The organism is Sphingobacterium phlebotomi (assembly GCF_008180195.1).
Taxonomy (GTDB): Bacteria; Bacteroidota; Bacteroidia; order Sphingobacteriales; family Sphingobacteriaceae; genus Sphingobacterium; species Sphingobacterium phlebotomi.
The window spans coordinates 66413-84622 of record NZ_VTAV01000020.1 but is presented as its reverse complement, the minus strand read 5'-3'; the positions used below and the strand labels follow the sequence as shown (position 1 = coordinate 84622).

General features: G+C 39.9%; 20 protein-coding genes. 9 read left to right on the top strand and 11 right to left on the bottom strand.

Annotated features, from left to right (window positions below; all coding sequences use genetic code 11):
• Positions 1 to 46: 46 nt before the first annotated feature.
• The 6 genes from FXV77_RS19875 (at position 47) to FXV77_RS19850 (ending at position 4936) form a co-directional block, all read left to right on the top strand.
• Positions 47 to 964 carry a LysR family transcriptional regulator gene (locus FXV77_RS19875; protein WP_148920990.1) on the top strand — a complete coding sequence of 306 codons (918 nt, stop codon included), beginning with the start codon at positions 47 to 49 and terminating at the stop codon, positions 962 to 964.
• Between the two features lie 41 nt (positions 965 to 1005).
• Positions 1006 to 1713 (top strand): response regulator transcription factor, encoded by a 708-nt coding sequence (locus tag FXV77_RS19870; protein WP_148920989.1) that lies wholly within the window; start codon positions 1006 to 1008, stop codon positions 1711 to 1713.
• Positions 1714 to 3069, top strand: a complete 1356-nt coding sequence (locus FXV77_RS19865; protein ID WP_148920988.1) for a HAMP domain-containing sensor histidine kinase — start codon at positions 1714 to 1716, stop codon at positions 3067 to 3069.
• A gap of 134 nt (positions 3070 to 3203) precedes the next feature.
• Positions 3204 to 3716, top strand: a complete 513-nt coding sequence (locus FXV77_RS19860; protein ID WP_148920987.1) for a hypothetical protein — start codon at positions 3204 to 3206, stop codon at positions 3714 to 3716.
• Complete coding sequence (locus tag FXV77_RS19855; protein ID WP_148920986.1) at positions 3709 to 4197, top strand: hypothetical protein; 489 nt, start codon at positions 3709 to 3711, stop codon at positions 4195 to 4197. The genes FXV77_RS19860 and FXV77_RS19855 overlap by 8 nt, the downstream gene beginning before the upstream one ends.
• Entirely contained in the window at positions 4181 to 4936 is a 756-nt protein-coding gene (locus FXV77_RS19850) for a YoaK family protein (RefSeq protein WP_148920985.1), read from the top strand. Before FXV77_RS19855 ends, FXV77_RS19850 begins: the two co-directional genes overlap by 17 nt.
• 20 nt (positions 4937 to 4956) lie before the next feature.
• Here the strand turns inward: FXV77_RS19850 and FXV77_RS19845 are convergent, their stop codons facing one another.
• Complete coding sequence (locus tag FXV77_RS19845) at positions 4957 to 5961, bottom strand: cytochrome d ubiquinol oxidase subunit II (protein ID WP_148920984.1); 1005 nt, start codon at positions 5959 to 5961, stop codon at positions 4957 to 4959.
• Positions 5962 to 5964: 3 nt separating this feature from the next.
• The gene (locus FXV77_RS19840) at positions 5965 to 7305 is read right to left on the bottom strand and encodes a cytochrome ubiquinol oxidase subunit I (RefSeq protein WP_148920983.1); all 1341 of its coding nucleotides are present in this window, start codon (positions 7303 to 7305) and stop codon (positions 5965 to 5967) included.
• 142 nt (positions 7306 to 7447) lie between these two features.
• Here FXV77_RS19840 and FXV77_RS19835 point away from each other — a divergent pair, with 142 nt between their 5' ends.
• Positions 7448 to 7732 carry a GNAT family N-acetyltransferase gene (locus FXV77_RS19835; protein WP_148920982.1) on the top strand — a complete coding sequence of 95 codons (285 nt, stop codon included), beginning with the start codon at positions 7448 to 7450 and terminating at the stop codon, positions 7730 to 7732.
• A gap of 75 nt (positions 7733 to 7807) precedes the next feature.
• On the opposite strand, the gene FXV77_RS19830 is transcribed toward FXV77_RS19835, so the two are convergent.
• From FXV77_RS19830 to FXV77_RS19800, 7 genes are all read right to left on the bottom strand, one after another.
• Positions 7808 to 8425 (bottom strand): MCP four helix bundle domain-containing protein, encoded by a 618-nt coding sequence (locus FXV77_RS19830; protein ID WP_148920981.1) that lies wholly within the window; start codon positions 8423 to 8425, stop codon positions 7808 to 7810.
• Between the two features lie 140 nt (positions 8426 to 8565).
• Entirely contained in the window at positions 8566 to 9591 is a 1026-nt protein-coding gene (locus FXV77_RS19825) for an Atu2307/SP_0267 family LLM class monooxygenase (protein WP_148920980.1), read from the bottom strand.
• A 42-nt stretch (positions 9592 to 9633) separates the two neighbouring features.
• Positions 9634 to 10548 carry a pirin family protein gene (locus FXV77_RS19820; protein WP_148920979.1) on the bottom strand — a complete coding sequence of 305 codons (915 nt, stop codon included), beginning with the start codon at positions 10546 to 10548 and terminating at the stop codon, positions 9634 to 9636.
• A gap of 304 nt (positions 10549 to 10852) precedes the next feature.
• Positions 10853 to 11434: a Crp/Fnr family transcriptional regulator gene (locus FXV77_RS19815; RefSeq protein ID WP_148920978.1), complete on the bottom strand. Its 582-nt coding sequence runs from the start codon at positions 11432 to 11434 to the stop codon at positions 10853 to 10855.
• An 84-nt stretch (positions 11435 to 11518) separates the two neighbouring features.
• A complete protein-coding gene (locus FXV77_RS19810; RefSeq protein WP_148920977.1) occupies positions 11519 to 11857 on the bottom strand; it encodes a cupin domain-containing protein in 339 nt (112 codons plus the stop codon).
• A 51-nt stretch (positions 11858 to 11908) separates the two neighbouring features.
• Positions 11909 to 12283 carry a hypothetical protein gene (locus FXV77_RS19805; protein ID WP_148920976.1) on the bottom strand — a complete coding sequence of 125 codons (375 nt, stop codon included), beginning with the start codon at positions 12281 to 12283 and terminating at the stop codon, positions 11909 to 11911.
• An 82-nt stretch (positions 12284 to 12365) separates the two neighbouring features.
• Positions 12366 to 12725, bottom strand: a complete 360-nt coding sequence (locus FXV77_RS19800; RefSeq protein WP_148920975.1) for a winged helix-turn-helix transcriptional regulator — start codon at positions 12723 to 12725, stop codon at positions 12366 to 12368.
• Between the two features lie 123 nt (positions 12726 to 12848).
• Between FXV77_RS19800 and FXV77_RS19795 the strand changes: the two genes are divergently transcribed.
• Complete coding sequence (locus FXV77_RS19795) at positions 12849 to 13643, top strand: SDR family oxidoreductase (protein WP_148920974.1); 795 nt, start codon at positions 12849 to 12851, stop codon at positions 13641 to 13643.
• Between the two features lie 233 nt (positions 13644 to 13876).
• On the opposite strand, the gene FXV77_RS19790 is transcribed toward FXV77_RS19795, so the two are convergent.
• Complete coding sequence (locus tag FXV77_RS19790; RefSeq protein WP_148920973.1) at positions 13877 to 14974, bottom strand: mandelate racemase/muconate lactonizing enzyme family protein; 1098 nt, start codon at positions 14972 to 14974, stop codon at positions 13877 to 13879.
• 206 nt (positions 14975 to 15180) lie between these two features.
• Here FXV77_RS19790 and FXV77_RS19785 point away from each other — a divergent pair, with 206 nt between their 5' ends.
• A complete protein-coding gene (locus tag FXV77_RS19785; protein ID WP_148920972.1) occupies positions 15181 to 16746 on the top strand; it encodes a serine hydrolase in 1566 nt (521 codons plus the stop codon).
• Positions 16747 to 16796: 50 nt separating this feature from the next.
• On the opposite strand, the gene FXV77_RS19780 is transcribed toward FXV77_RS19785, so the two are convergent.
• Positions 16797 to 18038, bottom strand: coding sequence for a DUF819 family protein (locus FXV77_RS19780; RefSeq protein WP_148920971.1), 1242 nt, complete (start codon positions 18036 to 18038; stop codon positions 16797 to 16799).
• Positions 18039 to 18210: the final 172 nt, after the last annotated feature.

Here is an 18210-nt window from a genome sequence, read left to right as displayed (position 1 = left end):
ATTAAAATAACTTAAATTGTATATTTGTATTATAAAAATAATAGATATGCGATGGAATCTAGAATGGCTACGTACTTTTAAAGCCATATACGAAACAGGAACCCTATCGGCAGCGGCGCAGGAATTGTTTATTTCTCAGCCTGGTGTAAGCCTCCATTTAAATTCGTTAGAAGCGTATACGGGTTACAAGCTGTTTGATCGGGCAGCAAGAAGAATGGTTCCGACTGAAAAGGGTAAGATTCTTTACAATTTTATTTTAGAGCCACTAAAAAAGCTGGAAAGAGGAGAAGAAAATTTCCATAGACGTTCCGAAGAGGAAAGGGCTACGATAAGTTTGGGAATGTGTTTTGAAACCTTCCAGTACACCTTGGAAGAGCATATTAAAGAACTCCCATTTAACCTGATCATTAAATTTGGTGAATACCCGCAGATGCAACAGGATTTGGATAATGGATTACTTGATTTAATTGTAACGCCGCAAAAAGGGGTACAACAAAATTTGGAATATAACGCTTTTTCCAAGGAACGGATCGTATTGATCGCCGGAAATAACACAGATACTTCTACATTGGAAAAACTGTTAGCGGAAGGAGAGAATAAACAAGCTGCGGTACTTTTAAAGCAACAGCTTTGGTACAGTACTGCTGCTGATATGGAGCATTTGAAAAAATTTTGGTTACAACATTTTGGTGAACATCCAGATTTTAGTCCAAACTATATCGTACCAAATATCAGTTCCATCATTAGATGTTTAAGGGATAGTACGGGATTTTCTGTTGTGCCGGATTTTCTTTGCCGTGATGAAATAGCATCCGCTAAAATAAAATTGGTTTGGGAAGGGGATGACCCTTTAGAAAACATCTTGTATTTTGGTACCCGTAAGAAAACGATGTATAAAAAAGAGATAGAAAAGCTGCAAGGTTTGTTTAAAGAAAAATGGGAAATGGCAACCGAAGTTGAGTAGTACCCGAATACTTAGTAGCATTATTTTTAACTTAGCGCATTATGACAGGAAAACAAATATTGCTGATCGAAGACGAGAAAAATGTCGCCGATGTCATTATTCAAGGATTGGAAGAAGATGGGGCTTCTGTTTTGCACGCCACTAATTACGAACGTGCACTTCACCTATTGCAAACAAATAAGATAGATCTGGTTATTCTGGATGTTTTGCTCCCGGAAACAAACGGATTGGACATCTGCAAAAATTTCCGTAATCTAGGATACATCAACTTGCCCATTCTGATGGTTACTGCTCTCGGCGGTCCTGAAAATGTTGTATTGGGTTTGGATAGCGGAGCAGACGATTACTTATCTAAGCCGTTTAAGTTAATTGAACTCAAGGCTCGGGTACGGACATTGATACGTCGAAACCTCGAAATAGCGAAACAATCGCAGGTTACAGAGAAACACCGATATATTTACAAACTAATCGAAATCGATGATTATAAAAAGGTAGCGTTTGTCAACGGACAAGAGCTTAACTTAACAGCAACAGAATATCGTTTACTTTTGCTTTTTATCCAATCGCCCCAAAAGGTTTTCCAACGAAGTGAACTCCTAGACAAAATATGGGGGATCAACTTTGATATCGGATCTAATGTCGTCGATGTGTATGTGAACTATCTGCGTAAAAAGATAGAAAAAGCCACTCCCGTAAAAGCTATCCATACGGTCATTGGAATGGGGTATGTATTAAAGATAGAAGATTAGATGAGAAGCTATAACAAAACATTATACGCGCTGATTGCTATTTTAGTGATTTATACTGTTTCCTTCGTGGCGTTTATCATGTATTCCATTACTAATTTCGCCTTTTCTGATTTTTATAAACGCTTGGATCTTCGACGAGATCTTGCCGCTGAGCGAATGCTGAATGGCAACGCAAATCAAAAAGATTGGTCGCTAAGTTACCTTGAAGAGCTAAACAACCAACACGAATTTATCGTTGAATTTGACGAACAAACAGATATTGTAAATAGCAGTGGATTTAATGTGTCCTTATGGGAGAATGTAAATAAACAAGGAGAAGCCAATTTTAAAGAAGGCAATACGTTTTACTCGACGAAATTTTACCAGCAAGAGGGGAAAAATTATATTGTAGGTGTCTCGGCAGAGAACTATTTCTATACCCACCATTTGCGCTATCTACAAAATTTACTCCTTATCGCACTCTTATTAGGTGTGCTGTTTGTCGTCGTGGTTTCTTTATTAGTGAAGAGGTCGTTCATTAAACCTATTCATGGATTGATCGATGAGGTGAAAAAAATCGGTTCTGAAAATTTATATCTTCGACTAAGTGAAGATAAATATAAAGGCGTATTGCACAAGCTGGCGAATACATTTAACGGGATGCTTAACCGTGTGGAAACCTCTTTTGAAACGCAAAAAAATTTTATCAGCAATGCGTCTCATGAGCTGAATACGCCATTAACGTCTATCATTGGTATTGCAGATCTAGCACTTTCTAAAGATCGAACAATCGAACAGTATAAAGATGCCATGCAGAAGATTGTAGATGCTGCGGGCAACCTGGAGAAAAAGACCAGTGCATTATTATTGCTAGCTAGAACAGGCTACGAAAGAAATAATAAGCTCAATTTTAAACCTGTTCGTATTGACCAGATTATTATGGATGCGGAAATGACGGTGAAAGCCATTAATGAACGGTTTCATATAAAAACGGATTTTAGCATGCTTCCCGATGATAGCATGAAGCTCAAAGTGAATGGATTGGCACCACTCCTTCAGTTAGCTATTTCCAATGTTGTTTCCAATGCCTGCAAGTATTCGCCAGACCATACGGCCTACGTTGCGCTTGGAGCGTTTGAAAATGGCGTTCTCATTCTCATTAAGGATGAAGGTATTGGTATTCCCGAAAAAGAAATATCTTATATTTACGACCCCTATTTCAGAGCCTCAAATACACAGCATTTCTCTGGATATGGTATCGGACTGCCTTTAGCACGGAATATCATCAAAATGCATGACGGCGAATTATCTATTACTTCAAGCTTAGGAAAAGGGACAACAGTGCGTATAGAATTACCCACTTTTACCCCAATTTAATGTCTTTTTAATCCTATGTCTTTCTTTTAATCTCATTTTAATTTTCGCATAGAAAGTTTAATGGAATTCTAATTGGGGTTTCATGCCGTTGCTATGTGGCTGACTTACTTTTGTATCAAAACAATAAGAAGTCAATGATACAACGCGTGCTTATTCCTACAGATTTTACTGTTAACTCCCTCCGAATCGTTTTAGAGTATCTGGAAAACAGTGGTAATCAACAAGTGGAGCTGGTACTTACCTGTGGATATAATCTAGGTGAATCCATCAGTTTTCTGTTGGGATTTACATTGGACGATCATCTTGCCGAAATGCAAAATGGAGATTTTCTTAAAGGCTGTGAGATAATCAAATCCCGCTTTAAAGATAAAGTGGTAGAGATGTATGCCGATTTTATGATTTCTAAAAATAGGCGCTATGTACGCAATTATCTAAAAGGATGTCAAATTGCACATATCGTAGTGCCGGATACATTTGAATTTCAGCATACAAAGAACAGTTTTGATGTCGTGGAATTACTGAAGACAACAGTGCTACCTAATATGCCGGCAATCACACCGGTTTGCATGGGAGAAGATGGGTTACAGACGCAGGACACGTTGGACGGTTTTTTCTTTCGAAAAAAATGGAGGTTTACTTATGAATAGAGATGTGTTGGTGAAATTAAACTATCTGTTAGTGGCCATACTGCTTGTAGGCGCATCTTTGGTTATCAGGCATGCCGAGAATCCCGAGCGTCTGATACAAGGAGAGTGGATTGAAAAGGAATGGCGACTCGAAAAGGATAACGCGACCGTGGTTGAGGAATCACAGATGCAATCTGAGTTGAAGAGAGAGATTCTGCGGAACGTGGAAGAATTGCATCTTGGTATCTGGAAGTTTGAGGAGGACGGTAGCTTAACATCTGCGTCATCTACACAAAATGATGCTATAGAATGGTTTATCAAAGGTCGCGGCCACGTATTGGAACTTCGCAGGGAAGGGAAGACGATTGAAAGTTTTCAAATTCAGCAAATCAGTAAAACGAAACTGGTTTTACATTTAAACTTTGACTTGCAGGTCAAAGGTATTATCGAAATCGTTTTGGAAAGAAAGGAGCAATCAGACCAGTATGCTAAGAAAATATAGTAATCACAGAACACAATCCGACAATGTAAAATTAGGTGCGTTGACGGCTTTCTCAGCGGGAATGGTCAATGTTGCATCCGTGACCGTTTTTTTTGCTTTTACATCTAATATAACCGGATACTACGCTGTGCTTGCCCAAGAGATTAGTAAAGGGAATTGGTATCAAGGAGCAGTCGTATTATTGTGGGTAACGTTGTTCTTTCTCGGGAGTTTCCTGTCAAATTTTGTGATTATCCAAGGTAAAGGGCGTTGGAGTCAATATATATCGCACGCTATTCCTGTTATCTTAGAGCTTCTGAGTATTCTGTTTGTTGGGATTTATTTGGAGTTTTTTTATCAAAACTCCTTAAAAGAAACAGAAATTCTCGTTGGCGCTTTGTTGTTTGCGATGGGATTGCAAAACGGTCTGACGGCAAGTATATCCAATTCGGTCGTCAAAACGACCCATCTTACTGGGCTTACGACGGATTTAGCTATTTTGGTCTCTATGTTCAGTAAACGTGAAAACAGACATAATAAAGCTTTAGTTGATAAATTTCATCTGCTTCTTTCCATTATGATGAGCTATGTGGCAGGGGGATTATTTGGCGGTGTCGGTTATTTATATTTACAGAACGGCGTGTTTTATCTGACCTGTGCTATTTTATTGATCATCGCACTATATGATTTTTACAAAATAGGACGAATACGACGTATATTCGAGAGGCGAAAAAAAGAGGTCCTTGTTCAAGTTCACTAAAAATGGAGTATATGCTGTGTTTATGTATTCTTACGATGAAATGAATATAAAAGATAAAATAAGAAAGGGAGAATAAACACAGATCCAAGCAATAATGCCCATGCTAATACTTCTATTGTTTTTTCACTTCCTTGATGGTCAATTAAAGAAAGAGATTCCGCATTGGCGAGGAGGATAAGGTCTGGGAAATGATTGTATGTGGCGGCAACGAGAATCATGAACGTCTGGAACGCTGCACATATGCGCATAATTGTACTTTTTTCTTTTGCGAAAGCCCAAAATAATACAACTATCGATAGGGTTGCTAACGCGACAGCACTTTGACCTATTGGTTGCCCGAATATCCAAATGAATAGAGGAATATCCGACAGATAAGCTGTGATAAAAACAGCTATACCCGATAATAATACAACAAAGAAATAAATTTTGGCTCTACGGATAAGGTAGCGTATAAATTCGCTGTTATCCGCTTCTCCGATAATATAGATAGAGGCCAAGTAAGCACTGATGGCAATGGTAAATATACCGACGCTGATACCAAATGGATTCCACCAGCTATAAACATAGGCGGTCAGGAAATCCGTGCCATGCAAGTTAATGGAGCGGGAGACGGTGCTCGCTGCAATAAGACCTAAAAAGAAGGGGGTGATCAAGCTACTGATTTGGAAAATTCTATTGTAGACGATTTGCCAATCATCATCAATAGCATCATAGTGTCGAAATGTAAAAGCCGTACCTCTGGCAATAACGCCTAATAACATTAGCACTAACGGGATGTGCAAATAGATAGATACCGTGCTGTATATGGTCGGAAATCCAACAAATAAAATTACAATAGCAATAATCAACCACATATGGTTTGCTTCCCAAATCGGCCCTATTGATCTGTAAGTCGTTCTTTTGACCTTCTGGAGATGTTTTTTGCCCGTAAATATTTCCAATATCCCTACACCAAAGTCGGCACCACCAAGAATCAGGTAAAGGTAGAGCGATAGCCATAGAAAAGCAATCACGACATACAACATGGCCTAGTGTTTTAAATTTTGTTTAAAATGAGGATCAGTAGGATCATAGAGCTTACTTACCATTTTCATTTGTCGGTAGAGTAAGAATATCACAATGATGGACAAGGATATAAATACGGCGGTGAAAATATAAAACGAATACACAATTCCGGGCATCGGTGTAACGGCGTCTTTTGTACGCATAATTTCATAGATGATCCACGGTTGTCTACCGACCTCCGTCACAACCCATCCCGCTTCCAAGGCAATGTATCCCAAAGGAATGGCAAAAACAAAAAGTTTTAGAAACCAGGACGAAGAAAGCCAACTCTTTTTCTTCCATATCGCAACGAGATAGATGAGTGAAATCAAACAGAGTAACATACCCAAGCTTATCATAAGCTGGAAAGCGTAATGTGTAATGGCAATAGGAGGGAGATTCTCTTTTGGAAACTCATTTAACCCTTTCACTGGGGTTTCAAAATCACCATGCACTAAAAAACTCAGGACTCCAGGTAGTTTAATCGCATAATCGACTTTTTGATTCTCTTCATCTACGATTCCGCCTAATATAAAGGGCGAGTACGGTTCCGTATGAAAATGTGCCTCCATCGCGGCCAACTTAATAGGTTGACGCTTGGCTACATCTTTTGCTGAAATGTCTCCACTAATGGGTTGTAATAAGGCGGCCGTACATGCACAAGTTGCGGCAATAAAAAAAGCTTTGCGATGGAACTCAGTGTTTTTATTTTTTAAGATCATCAAGGCATGAACGCCTGCTACAGCAAATCCGGTCGCGACAAAAGCCGCCAAAACCATATGTAAAGCCTGCGAAAACCAGGCGTCATTAAGCATGGCTTTGATTGGATCAATATTGGAGTATACGCCATCATGGTAATCGAATCCAGAAGGACTGTTCATCCAAGCATTTGCAGCTACTACCAAGATGCCTGATGCAAGTCCGCTAATACCGACCAATACGCCCGTGGCCCAATGAAACCATTTGTTGAATCTGTTCCAGCCATATAAGAAAAAACCTAAGGCAATAGCTTCTATAAAAAAGGCTGTTCCTTCTAGTGAAAAAGGCATGCCGAAAATCGGACCGGCATGCTTCATAAACCCAGGCCAAAGTAAACCTAGCTCAAAAGAAAGCATCGTACCTGAAACTGCGCCTGTCGCAAATAAAATCGCGACCCCTTTGCTCCATGCTTTTGTTAGGCCCATATATACTTCATCTCCGGTTTTTAAGTACTTGTAATGACTAATAGCCATGAATACCGGCATGACCATACCCACGCAAGCGAAAATGATATGAAAACCCAATGAGAGCGCCATCTGCGATCGAGCCGCAATAAAATCATCCATATGGATCTAATTTAGCTATTTAAACGTTTAATTTCCAAGTAAAATGTCATTGAATAAAGTTAAGGATGAGATAGTAAAAAGTAGAACTCTTAGCGATTAAACCGTAAAGGTTTATTAATTTTAGCATTATAAACGAAGTAGAATGAAAATAGAGCAACAAAATAACGAAACGAAAGGCTTTTTCAAAGCAGTAGAAGAAGAGAAAAGAGCAGGATTAATGACCTATTCATGGGCCGGTGCGGACAAAATGATCATTGATCATACCGTCGTTGATCCCGATTTCAATGGCAGAGGTGTAGGTAAGAAATTGGTTATGGCAGCTGTTGATTATGCCCGAGCTAACAATGTCAAGATTATTCCCCTATGCCCATTTGCAAAAAGTGTGTATGATAAAACTCCGGAAATTCAGGATACCTTAAGTCGGTGATTTAGCTATTTGTTCTCCACGCTGTCTAAAAGTTACTTTCCCGTACTTTTATAACATTGCGCGGGCGTGCTTTAGTTAGTTCAGATTTTCATTTGCGGGCTTTTTGATGCCTCTCATTGTCTTTGAAGCGAATACGAGTGCTTGGATGATCACCGCGATGACAATGAGAATCACTAACTCTAAGTAGGAGAATATGTTTGAGAAATAAGTCATATTTAGCACCTCGTCTAGTTGATTTTTTCCTTCCTCTACTTGTATCGAAGACAGGGTTTGCAATGTGTCTCCGGCGTCACGTGCGGCTGACAGTACCGAGGCATGATCGCCGATTCGATTGTTTAGGGATATGGTCTGACACAGCTGTTTGAAAAGCTCAAAATTCGTTCTTTCTATTTCCGTGAGTGTCGTCTTTTCGTATAGTGCATTTAGTACGGCTACGTCGGCTAGGTAATCGTTTATCTGCGCTGTAATCTCATCATCCTTCTTTTCCAAGACGGAGATGATGCCGTCCATTTGCTTTGACAATTGGAGGATATATTGCGCAACTACCAGTCGATCTTCATAGATGGAAGTGACAGCAACACTTATCCGAGCGGCGGTTCGTTGTTCACGCATATTGGTCAGCATCACCAGACCAATTACGGCGAACAACAGTATCGCCGCTGTCATTTTCTGTTTAATCGCAAATGTCCACATAATCCTCAATTTACTAAGCAACGCAATGCCTAGGTTTATAATGTAGACAATTTAAGGAATTATTTCAATAAAGCACCATTCATTGTGACAATGGGTAAGGTTACTTAAATTTCCTTATCACAAGAACACTGTACAGGGAATTAACCAAGCTCTTTATTAACTAGTGGAATGACCTCCGTACCAATTGTTTCTATAGACCGTAACAGTTGTTCATGACTAAGCCCTGCATTATCCATCTGAAAGGTAAAGCGGTCAACACCACCCAATGCCTCGCTATGCCTTAATAATTTTTCTGCCACCTGTTCGGGACCGCCCACCACCAGCACACCTTTCGGAGCCACCGAGGCATCGAACTGAGCTCTGGTTACTGGAGGCCACCCCCTTTCCTTGCCCGCTTTGGTCCAGAGTTCGGCATAGCCTGGATAATAGTCAGCAATAGCTTCCTCATTGCTCCTGGCTACGTAGCCAGGTGAATGCAAACCCACCGTTAACTGTTCTGTAACAAACCCAGCCCGATGCCCTGCCTCACGATATAGATCAATCAATGGACGAAAGCGCGCTGTTTCTCCGCCAATAATCGCAACCATTAGTGGCAGCCCCAAGGTTCCGGCCTTGACAAATGATTCTGGTGTTCCCCCTACACCAAGCCATATAGGAAGTTTCTCTTGGACTGACCTGGGGTATACAGGTTGATTTTCCAATGCTGGTCTAAACTTTCCAGACCAAGTAATGAATTCCTGTTCACGTATTTTTAACAAGAGCTCCAATTTTTCTTTGAAAAGCGCATCATAATCATTCAAGTCAAATCCAAACAGCGGATAAGCTTCTATTGCAGAACCTCTGCCGACGACAAGTTCTGCTCGTCCTTTGGATATCAGATCCAAGGTGGCAAAGTTCTGGTAAACCCGTACCGGATCGGAGGTGCTCAGTACCGTAACGGCACTGGTCAAACGTATCTTATTAGTCCTTGCTGCGGCGGCAGCAAGGATAACTGCAGGAGCAGAATCCAGAAATTCCTTCTTATGGTGTTCGCCTATCCCATAAACAGCAAGTCCCATTTCATCGGCTTTAACGATCCTTTCGAGTAACTGTTCCATGGCATCTACACTATGGAGAGTATTGCTGCCATACATAGCGGATGCGAAGCTATCAATTCCTATTTCCATTTATTTATTTTTATTCTTCTTTCACATGGATACTTCAGTTGGTCAGGAAAGCGCATTGGGAGGAGGTCCTCCTGCTGGCTTGCCTTTGCTTTCAGGTAAAGGGACATATTCTTCATTGTCCATTGGGGGTAAATCAATACGCCCTTGCCTCCAATCCTCTTTGGCTTGTTCAATCCTCTCTTTTCTACTGGACACAAAGTTCCACCAAATATACCGTTCTCCGAGGTGTTCACCACCTAGCATCATCAATGTGGTATTCTCTTTGGCGATTATCAACGGGTCAACTCCTTTGGTGAAGACCATCAACTGTCCTTCCTTGTAAGTGATGCCACTGACTTCGACGCTACCACTGACAATATATGCACCTCTCTCGCTATGCCCGCTAGGTAAACCAAAACGAGTTCCCTGCTGCAACACAACATGTATATAGAACAAAGGCGAATGTGTTTTGACATTACTTTTTAAACCATAGGCATCTCCTGCAATCAAACGCATCCAAATTCCTGTATCCGTAAATATGGGTAGTTGGTCTGGTTTATAGTTGTCAAAAGACGGATCACTTTCTTCATCCTTTTCTGGAAGTGCAACCCATGTCTGTATTAACTCTAGTTCTCCGCCAGCCAACATTGCGGGATCTTCGAAACGTTCACTATGCGTAATGCCTTTTCCCGCTGTCATCCAGTTGACTTCACCGGGTTTTATTACCTGCTCTACTCCAAGACTATCCCGATGGGTCACATTGCCACTAAACAGATAGCTGACCGTAGATAAACCAATATGTGGATGTGGCAATACATCCAGGTTGTGTGTAGCCGCCGCAGGTATATCCACAGGGCCGCCGTGATCCATGAAAATAAATGGACCAACCATTCTTCGGAGTTGATAGGGCAGGATGCGTTTAACGGCAAAACCTTTGGAAATTTCAGCCCGTCTGGCTTCTATGACGATATCAAGCATAATAAATCTTTAAATAAATGAATCCTCTATATATTTTTTAATTTTATTAATTCTGTTGAAATGTTGATATTTCCTTAGAATTTTCGATATTGGACATTTTTCAGCCACCTTCAATGTGCTTCCATTAGTAGTTCTTTTCTGTAGTAGATTCTTTAGCATGCTAAATATCATGATCTTATCAAATCTATAAATTATAATGCGTATAAACCAAAATTGCGTCAAACGGAAAGAAAAAACGTAGACAAATGACAAAAAAAAACGTAGACAAATGTCTACGAAATATAAAATAAGTTATATATATAACTTATTTTTTAAACGCTTTTCTGCGCACCTGACTTAGCGTGTCTTTTGTAATGCCAAGATAAGAAGCAATGATGTGTTGAGGAAAACGATGGAGAAAATAGGGATGGCAGTCAACGAAGTCTGCGTAGCGTTTTTCCGCAGTAAAGCTGATCGAAGAGGTTATTCTTCTTTGTGTAGCAATATTATTTCTTTCATCAAGTTTCAATAGCAACTCATTAAAAGCAGGAAATTGCTGAGTCAATTCTAATACACTTTCTCTCGTAATGAGAAGTACTTCACAATCTTCCCACGCATCTATATGATATATACTGGGCGTAGACATTACAAAACTCTCACGGTCGCCAGCCCACCAATTTTCAATATATAAATTCACGATGTGCTCAATACCTTTTTCATCTATATAGTATTTACGCATGGCGCCTTTTACAATAAAAGCGAAGTATTTACAAATTTCTCCGTCCTCTAGTAGATATTGCTTTTTTCTTATCTTTTTCTTAATAAAATGGCTTAGGAAAATGTCAAAATCTTCTTCAGAAATCGAAGTTGAAGCATATTCCTTAATATAATTGAATAATGGATGCATGTGAACGAATTAAAATATTCAAAGTTAGTTTTTTTGTTAGATTCTTTTTCCATTCGTTCTCCATAGCTGTTTTGTTTGAAAACCTTAAAGATCGATTCGATCTCCATGCGATCTTGGTTCGGATATGACCATGAATTCCAATGTCTTGCTCGTCTTGTTTAAAATTCGGTGTTTCTTCTTGGGCAGAATATGAAATCCCTGTCCTTCATGAACCTCATACATCTCGTTTTCAACCTCGAAAGTAGCTGTACCCTGCAAAATGAAGAAAAACTGTTGTGATTCATGATGATAATGCAAGTTTTCCGATGTCCCGGATGGCATCTTTTCTTGTATAATGCTAAGCAAGTTGGATTTTACCAAATGCCAGCCATCACATGCATTGCCCCAATTATAATGTTCGCTATTTGTGATGTCTTTGATCATATGTCACCTTTTTGGATGAATTTCATCCTTGAAATAAAACATTTGATTTCCTTATTCAATCTGCCATTGTTTAATATCATCTACGGGGTTTGGTAATCTAGCTTCTAACCATTCTTTCAGGTTGGTGGAAGTAAATTCCTTGTCTGTACCTTCAATAATCCAAGATAAGAATTCTCGTGGTCCACCATTAAGATATGGAGGCGGGGACACCGGATAAAAACGTGTTGGTAGCCTCTCGTTGATAGATAAATAATTTATGATACACGCCAATTCCTGTACTGCATTCCACGCATTAGGGTTTTCAATATCGATCCCAAACTTTACCCACCATAATCCGTTATCATAGAACCCACCTGAAATGTTTTCTTTCAAGCTAGGAATCCTTTGAAGAAATGCTATAAGTTCTGCATTTGATGTATGACTCATAGTCCGTGTTTTTAGATCTTTTTATCAATATTATCTTCTAATATACTTCAAATTTCCTATCGGACAATATGCAACTGCATACCTATTTCTTAAACTGCTTCGTAATAACTTCTCGTAGCTTTTCGTCATTTTGGTCACCCCATTGACCCAAAATCGAAATCACAGGAATTAAAGTTTTACCAAATTCCGTAAGACTATATTCTACTTTCGGAGGAACGACTGCATAAATTTTTCTCGTAACCAAGTCGTGCTCTTCCAATTCTTTCAACTGAATATTAAGTACTCTTCTTGTAGCGTCGGGAATTTTACGTTGTAATTCGCTCGGACGTTTGTATCCTTCATTGATAAACCACAGCAAACGGATTTTCCATTTTCCGTAAAGAACCTCGCCAATCAAATCAAGACCGCAGTTCAGGTTCGGTAAAATCTTTCTCTCATACATAAAACAAAATTAAACCTATGTTCCAAACTGTGCAATAAGGGAATAATTTATCCCTATCCGAATCGTATTTCCGTACTTGTGTAGGCTGAACATAAGACTGAAATTTGTACAAAAAAATAATCAATGGAACAGGAATTTAATTTCAACAACGAATTATCAGGTAAGATCGCTTTGGTAACAGGGGGTACAAAAGGTGCAGGAAAAGCCATTGCAGAAAGACTTTTAAAAGCGGGTGCAACCGTAATCATTACCGCAAGAAACAGGCCTGAAGCAGAAAAAACAAACCGACATTTTATTTCCGCAGATTTGAGTAAATCCGAAGGCACTCAAAAAGTTGCAAAGGAAGTTTTATCAAAATTCGGAACACTTGATATTTTGGTAAACAATCTTGGGGGTTCGGAAACTCAAGGAGGTGGTTTTGCTGTACTGACTGATGAAGATTGGGAACAAACCATTCAGACAAATCTACTCGCACCTGTCCGATTGGACAGAGCGTTTTTACCGCAAATGCTAATACAGAAAAGTGGAGTAATTATCCATATCGCATCTATCCAGGGAAGATTGCCTTTACACGATTCCACGTTGCCCTATGCTTCTGCGAAAGCAGGACTTGTCAATTATAGCAAAGGTTTGTCAAAAGAAGTTTCGCCTAAAGGCGTTCGGGTTTTAACCGTTTCTCCGGGCTGGATAATGACGGAATCGGCAACGAGAATGATGGAACGGATTTCCGAAAGCTCAAACATTTCCAGAGAACAAGCAACGCAAAGTGTAATGGACGCCCTTGGAGGAATACCCATTGGACGCCCTGCATATCCCGAGGAAATTGCCGAATTTGTCGGTTTTTTAGTTTCACCAAGAGCAAACTATCTGACAGGAACTGAATACATTATTGACGGAGGGACAATTCCTACAATTTAATAATTTTTAAAAACAACAAATAGGAAGTTACCAAAAGTAATCGCAGAATTATTCCGAGACCGACAAAATCCTACAAGCTGAAGTTTCGGGGAACTTTGACGGTAGTCCTATCGTACTGGCTTATCATTTTGAACTTAAAGAGGGATTGATACAATCATTAAAAACCACCGATTATTATTTAAACTACTCGATAAAGCCAAGAATACATAATTTGTTGCTAGCCTAGTACGTATTTATATGGTCCAGCAATCACACGCTTTTAGGAAATCTTCGTCTATATCAGCTCCAATACCCGGTAGATCGTCTATATCTAGGAAATAACCATTATACTTTGCTCCATTGATGACTGGATCTTCAAGGTGACCAATTAAACAGGTGTCCATATCGTGGAAGATTACATTGTCTGCCGCATAGGCAAAATGCAGTTTGGCACTCAGAGCCAAGCGGCTTTCCAGCATGCCTCCCAACATACAGGCGACGCCCGCCTGTTTTGCCAGTTCGTGAATCTTCATCGCCTCGCAAATACCTCCCGATTTCACTAATTTAATGTTGATATAATTGCAGGCTCCTGCTCTTATCAACCTTCTCGCGTCATGATGAGTATAACAACTTTCGTCTGCCATGATCTTAACCGGTGATACCGCCATTAGTTCCGGTAAGTAGTCGTCGTTCCAAGCCCGCATAGGTTGTTCACAAAACTGTATTTGTAGATCCTTCATTGCTGTTAGGGCATATTGCGCTTCTTCAAAACTCCATCCTTGATTGGCATCTATCCGAAGCTGTATTGTGTCGCCAACGACCTCTCTTATTTTTTGCATCCTCGCTACATCTTGTTCTGGCTCTTTACCTAACTTGACTTTTATGCAGGTCGCACCACTGTTTTTGAAAGCCAATGCTTTTTCTGCCATGGTTCCTATGTCTCCAATTCCGATGGTGATGTCAGTTTCTATTGTTTTTTTCTTTCCACCAAGATATTCGTACAATGGTTGTCCGTTGGTTTTCGCCGCAATATCGTACAAGGCCATATCGAAAGCACTTTTTATCGTTCTATTGCCTGCAATGAACAAATCCAATTCCGCCAGGCGTCTTTCTATTGCGCTGGGATCTTTGCCTTTCCATCGCTTGGCGAAATCCTTTGCAACTGCTAAACAAGTTTCCTGGGTTTCTCCCGTGATCACCGGAAAGGCAGAACACTCACCTACACCGTATATCCCACTATCCGTATGTATGCGTATGAAAACGTTTTGGGCATATTCCATTGTCCCTGTTGCGATGGTAAAAGGTTGCATTTTTATGCTCAACCTAAAAATATCAGTATGTAATATTTTCATTTTTATTTTGTTGTTTTTAATGAACTGCAGTATTTTCTAGCCAAACTTATCACCTTTTTTGGGGGGAGCATTCGCTAAAATTATTCTATGTTAATCAAAAATTATCTATGTTGATCAGCTTATATGGTGTTTTGTTTTTTTTTGGTGACATTTATTAATGTTATCTATTGCATTTGTAACGTTGCGTTAAATAAAAATAAATAATCATGAAAAATTTTCGCCTAATAACCTTCCTTTTATTATTTGTTGTACCGCGTGTCCATGCACAAGAAAATCTACCTGTAAATATGGCCAAATATGTAGATCAGGTATTGCAAACCTTTCAGGTTCCAGGTCTTAGTCTTGCTGTTGTAAAAGATGGTAAAGTCCTGCTGGCAAAAGGCTATGGTGTTAAGAAGCTTGGAACAGAGGACCGCGTAGATGAACATACGTTATTTCCCATAGCCTCAAATTCGAAGGCATTTACAGCGGCCGCATTGGCCATATTGGTAGAAGAGGGGCAGGTTACTTGGGACACCCCAGTTATCGACTATCTACCTTGGTTCAAAATGTCGGATCCATATGTTACCGCAAATATGACTGTTCGAGATCTATTGGTACATCGCAGTGGTATAGCCCCTTATGCTGGAGACTTGCTACAGTTTCCTCCATCAAATTTCACGAGAGCAGAAATCGTCAAGAAAACACAATTTCTTCCATTGGTAGGTGGTTTCAGAAACGACTATGCATATGATAATATACTTTACCTTGCTGCAGGAGAATTGATACAACATGTGACCGGGCAACTTTGGGAAGATTTTGTGGCAGAAAGGATCATGCAACCTGTAGGGATGCAGCAAAGTATTTCCCGCATTTCTACGTTAGCGAATCAATCCAATTATTCGGCGTCACATGCGCGTTTTGATGACGAAATCCGGGAGGTCTCCAACTTTTTTAAATATGGAGTGGCTGATATTAGCAACCCCGCTGGGGGCATTGCCTCAAATGCAGAGGATATGGCCCAATGGCTGATTACCCAATTGGATTCCGGTCGGACGACAACCGGAAAAGTGCTATATAAACCCGCAACCGCCGCAGAACTTTGGAAGGGTGTTACACCTATGCCCGTATCCAAACTCCCAACCTATTTAAAACCGGCACAAATGGATTATCAGTTGTATGCCTTGGGATTTTATACGTCCAATTACCGTTCAGAGAGAATTTTGATGCATGGTGGCAAATTAGATGGTTTTGTGTCACGGATCTTTATGGTACCATCACAAAATTTAGGTATCGCCGTACTGACCAATCAAGAGTCTGGTTTTGCGTGCATGTCCATTATCAATCATATTGTAGATCGTTTCCTTAAAATATCTGATTATGACTGGATTACATCTTATAAGAAATATGAAGATAGGTATTTTTCGGATATTAAACAAGCAGAAAAGGCATCTTCGGCATCACGAAACAGTTCGTCCGAGCCTTCTTTGGAACTCGTTAAATATGCTGGGGATTATACAGATGCCTGGTATGGAAAAGTATCCATAAAACTCGAAGAGGGGAAGCTAGTGATGGATTTTACCCATAACCCTGGTATGGTAGGTGTAATGGAACACTGGCAATACGATACGTTTATTGTCAGGTGGAACAATAGAGAATTCAAGGCCGATGCTTATGTGAGCTTTGCCTTGAACCCTGATGGGAGTATAGATCGGGTAAAGATGCAGGCAGTTTCTCCGGTGACTGATCCCAGTTACGATTTCCACGACCTCTTGTTGAAACCATCAAAATAAAGGTAGACAACCTAACCAAATCCAACTCACGTATGTGATAACGATAGTGTTTATTGGCTGACCAGTTGCATCAGTATTCCGCAGATATATCCCGCATAATTCCCAATGGAATATCCCAAAACAGAGAGTAAGACCGCGACAGGCACCAAACTAGGGCTAAATGCAGTAGCGACAGCGGACGCCGTAGGAACTCCACCTACATTGGCTTCGCTGGCAACCGAAACGAAGAAAAAATTGACCTTAAAGATACGGGCAGTAACAATGATCACAACAGCCATAAATAACAGCCAGATGACACAGACAAATATCAATCCGGGATTGTCAAAAGCTCTTAAGATATTCATCTGCATTCCAATAGAAGCAATGAGGATATAAAGAAAAGTATTCCCGATGATTGGAGCGCCTTGTTTTTCGTAGTTTCTTGCTTTTGTAAACGAAAGTAGGACGCCGATGCTTGTTGTAATCAAGATAACCCATAAGAATTCAGAGTCAAGATTGAATTGTTTTAACGAGGGGGCATTTGTTTCTATATAGGGTACTATATGCGACGTGATTAGGTGTGCCAACCCGGTACCACCTAAGCCAAGGAAGAGAATTACGAAAAGATCCGGCATAGAAGGCATTTTTCGAGTCATATCTGAATTGCTATTTCCAATATGTTCAAGTGTTCGGTCTAGGTTGTCTTCGGCTTTTAAGAGCTTATTTATTTTTTCTTTTTTGTTTACAAGATACAACATCATACCCAACCATACATTCGCTAACAAAACATCTATTGCGATCATCCCGGAATAAAGATCGGGTGACGGCTTGAATACCTCATACATGGCCGCCATATTTGCGCTTCCGCCTGTCCAACTTGCCGCCAATGTTGCCAGCCCTCGCCAAGAGGCATCCTCTCCCATACCTTTTACGATAACACCGGGTGCAAATGCGTCGGTTATCATAATGGCTAATGGCCCGCCAAGAATGACGCCAATGGCAGTTGCCAAAAACATTAATCCTGCTTTATGCCTCAGTTTCCAAATTTGTTTGAGGTCTACAGACATGATGATTAAGATAAGGCTGGAAGGCAACAGGTATTTTGAAGCAATTGTATAAACACCCGAGTTTTCACCGGAGATTACATTGAGCGTGTTTAGAATACCCGGAATAAAATAGCAAAGCAGTAAGGGAGGAACATACTTGTAAAAATTTCTGAAGAGCGGTCTATTGCTAACCGCTGTTTTGGTGACCAAAGCCAGTATCAATAATAAGATAGCTAGAACTACGGCATCATTTTGTATTAAAGGCATAATTTAATGTGTTTGTAATTTGTGATTCACAATTATACGTGTGTTTATTCGTAAAATTCAAACAAAAATTATCAATATTTAAGCAATTATTGTAGTATTTATTGTTTTTCTTCTGATAAAATGTGGTCTTTTTTTTATTTTCTTTTTTAATCTTGTTTTGTTAATAATTTTT

Bases quoted from the DNA above. Each gene is read 5' to 3' on its own strand.
- FXV77_RS19875 (WP_148920990.1), top strand. From the start codon at position 47: ATGCGATGGAATCTAGAATGGCTACGTACTTTTAAAGCCATATACGAA.
- FXV77_RS19870 (WP_148920989.1), top strand. From the start codon at position 1,006: ATGACAGGAAAACAAATATTGCTGATCGAAGACGAGAAAAATGTCGCC.
- FXV77_RS19865 (WP_148920988.1), top strand. From the start codon at position 1,714: ATGAGAAGCTATAACAAAACATTATACGCGCTGATTGCTATTTTAGTG.
- FXV77_RS19860 (WP_148920987.1), top strand. From the start codon at position 3,204: ATGATACAACGCGTGCTTATTCCTACAGATTTTACTGTTAACTCCCTC.
- FXV77_RS19855 (WP_148920986.1), top strand. From the start codon at position 3,709: ATGAATAGAGATGTGTTGGTGAAATTAAACTATCTGTTAGTGGCCATA.
- FXV77_RS19850 (WP_148920985.1), top strand. From the start codon at position 4,181: ATGCTAAGAAAATATAGTAATCACAGAACACAATCCGACAATGTAAAA.
- FXV77_RS19845 (WP_148920984.1), bottom strand. From the start codon at position 5,961: ATGTTGTATGTCGTGATTGCTTTTCTATGGCTATCGCTCTACCTTTAC.
- FXV77_RS19840 (WP_148920983.1), bottom strand. From the start codon at position 7,305: ATGGATGATTTTATTGCGGCTCGATCGCAGATGGCGCTCTCATTGGGT.
- FXV77_RS19835 (WP_148920982.1), top strand. From the start codon at position 7,448: ATGAAAATAGAGCAACAAAATAACGAAACGAAAGGCTTTTTCAAAGCA.
- FXV77_RS19830 (WP_148920981.1), bottom strand. From the start codon at position 8,425: ATGTGGACATTTGCGATTAAACAGAAAATGACAGCGGCGATACTGTTG.
- FXV77_RS19825 (WP_148920980.1), bottom strand. From the start codon at position 9,591: ATGGAAATAGGAATTGATAGCTTCGCATCCGCTATGTATGGCAGCAAT.
- FXV77_RS19820 (WP_148920979.1), bottom strand. From the start codon at position 10,548: ATGCTTGATATCGTCATAGAAGCCAGACGGGCTGAAATTTCCAAAGGT.
- FXV77_RS19815 (WP_148920978.1), bottom strand. From the start codon at position 11,434: ATGCATCCATTATTCAATTATATTAAGGAATATGCTTCAACTTCGATT.
- FXV77_RS19810 (WP_148920977.1), bottom strand. From the start codon at position 11,857: ATGATCAAAGACATCACAAATAGCGAACATTATAATTGGGGCAATGCA.
- FXV77_RS19805 (WP_148920976.1), bottom strand. From the start codon at position 12,283: ATGAGTCATACATCAAATGCAGAACTTATAGCATTTCTTCAAAGGATT.
- FXV77_RS19800 (WP_148920975.1), bottom strand. From the start codon at position 12,725: ATGTATGAGAGAAAGATTTTACCGAACCTGAACTGCGGTCTTGATTTG.
- FXV77_RS19795 (WP_148920974.1), top strand. From the start codon at position 12,849: ATGGAACAGGAATTTAATTTCAACAACGAATTATCAGGTAAGATCGCT.
- FXV77_RS19790 (WP_148920973.1), bottom strand. From the start codon at position 14,974: ATGAAAATATTACATACTGATATTTTTAGGTTGAGCATAAAAATGCAA.
- FXV77_RS19785 (WP_148920972.1), top strand. From the start codon at position 15,181: ATGAAAAATTTTCGCCTAATAACCTTCCTTTTATTATTTGTTGTACCG.
- FXV77_RS19780 (WP_148920971.1), bottom strand. From the start codon at position 18,038: ATGCCTTTAATACAAAATGATGCCGTAGTTCTAGCTATCTTATTATTG.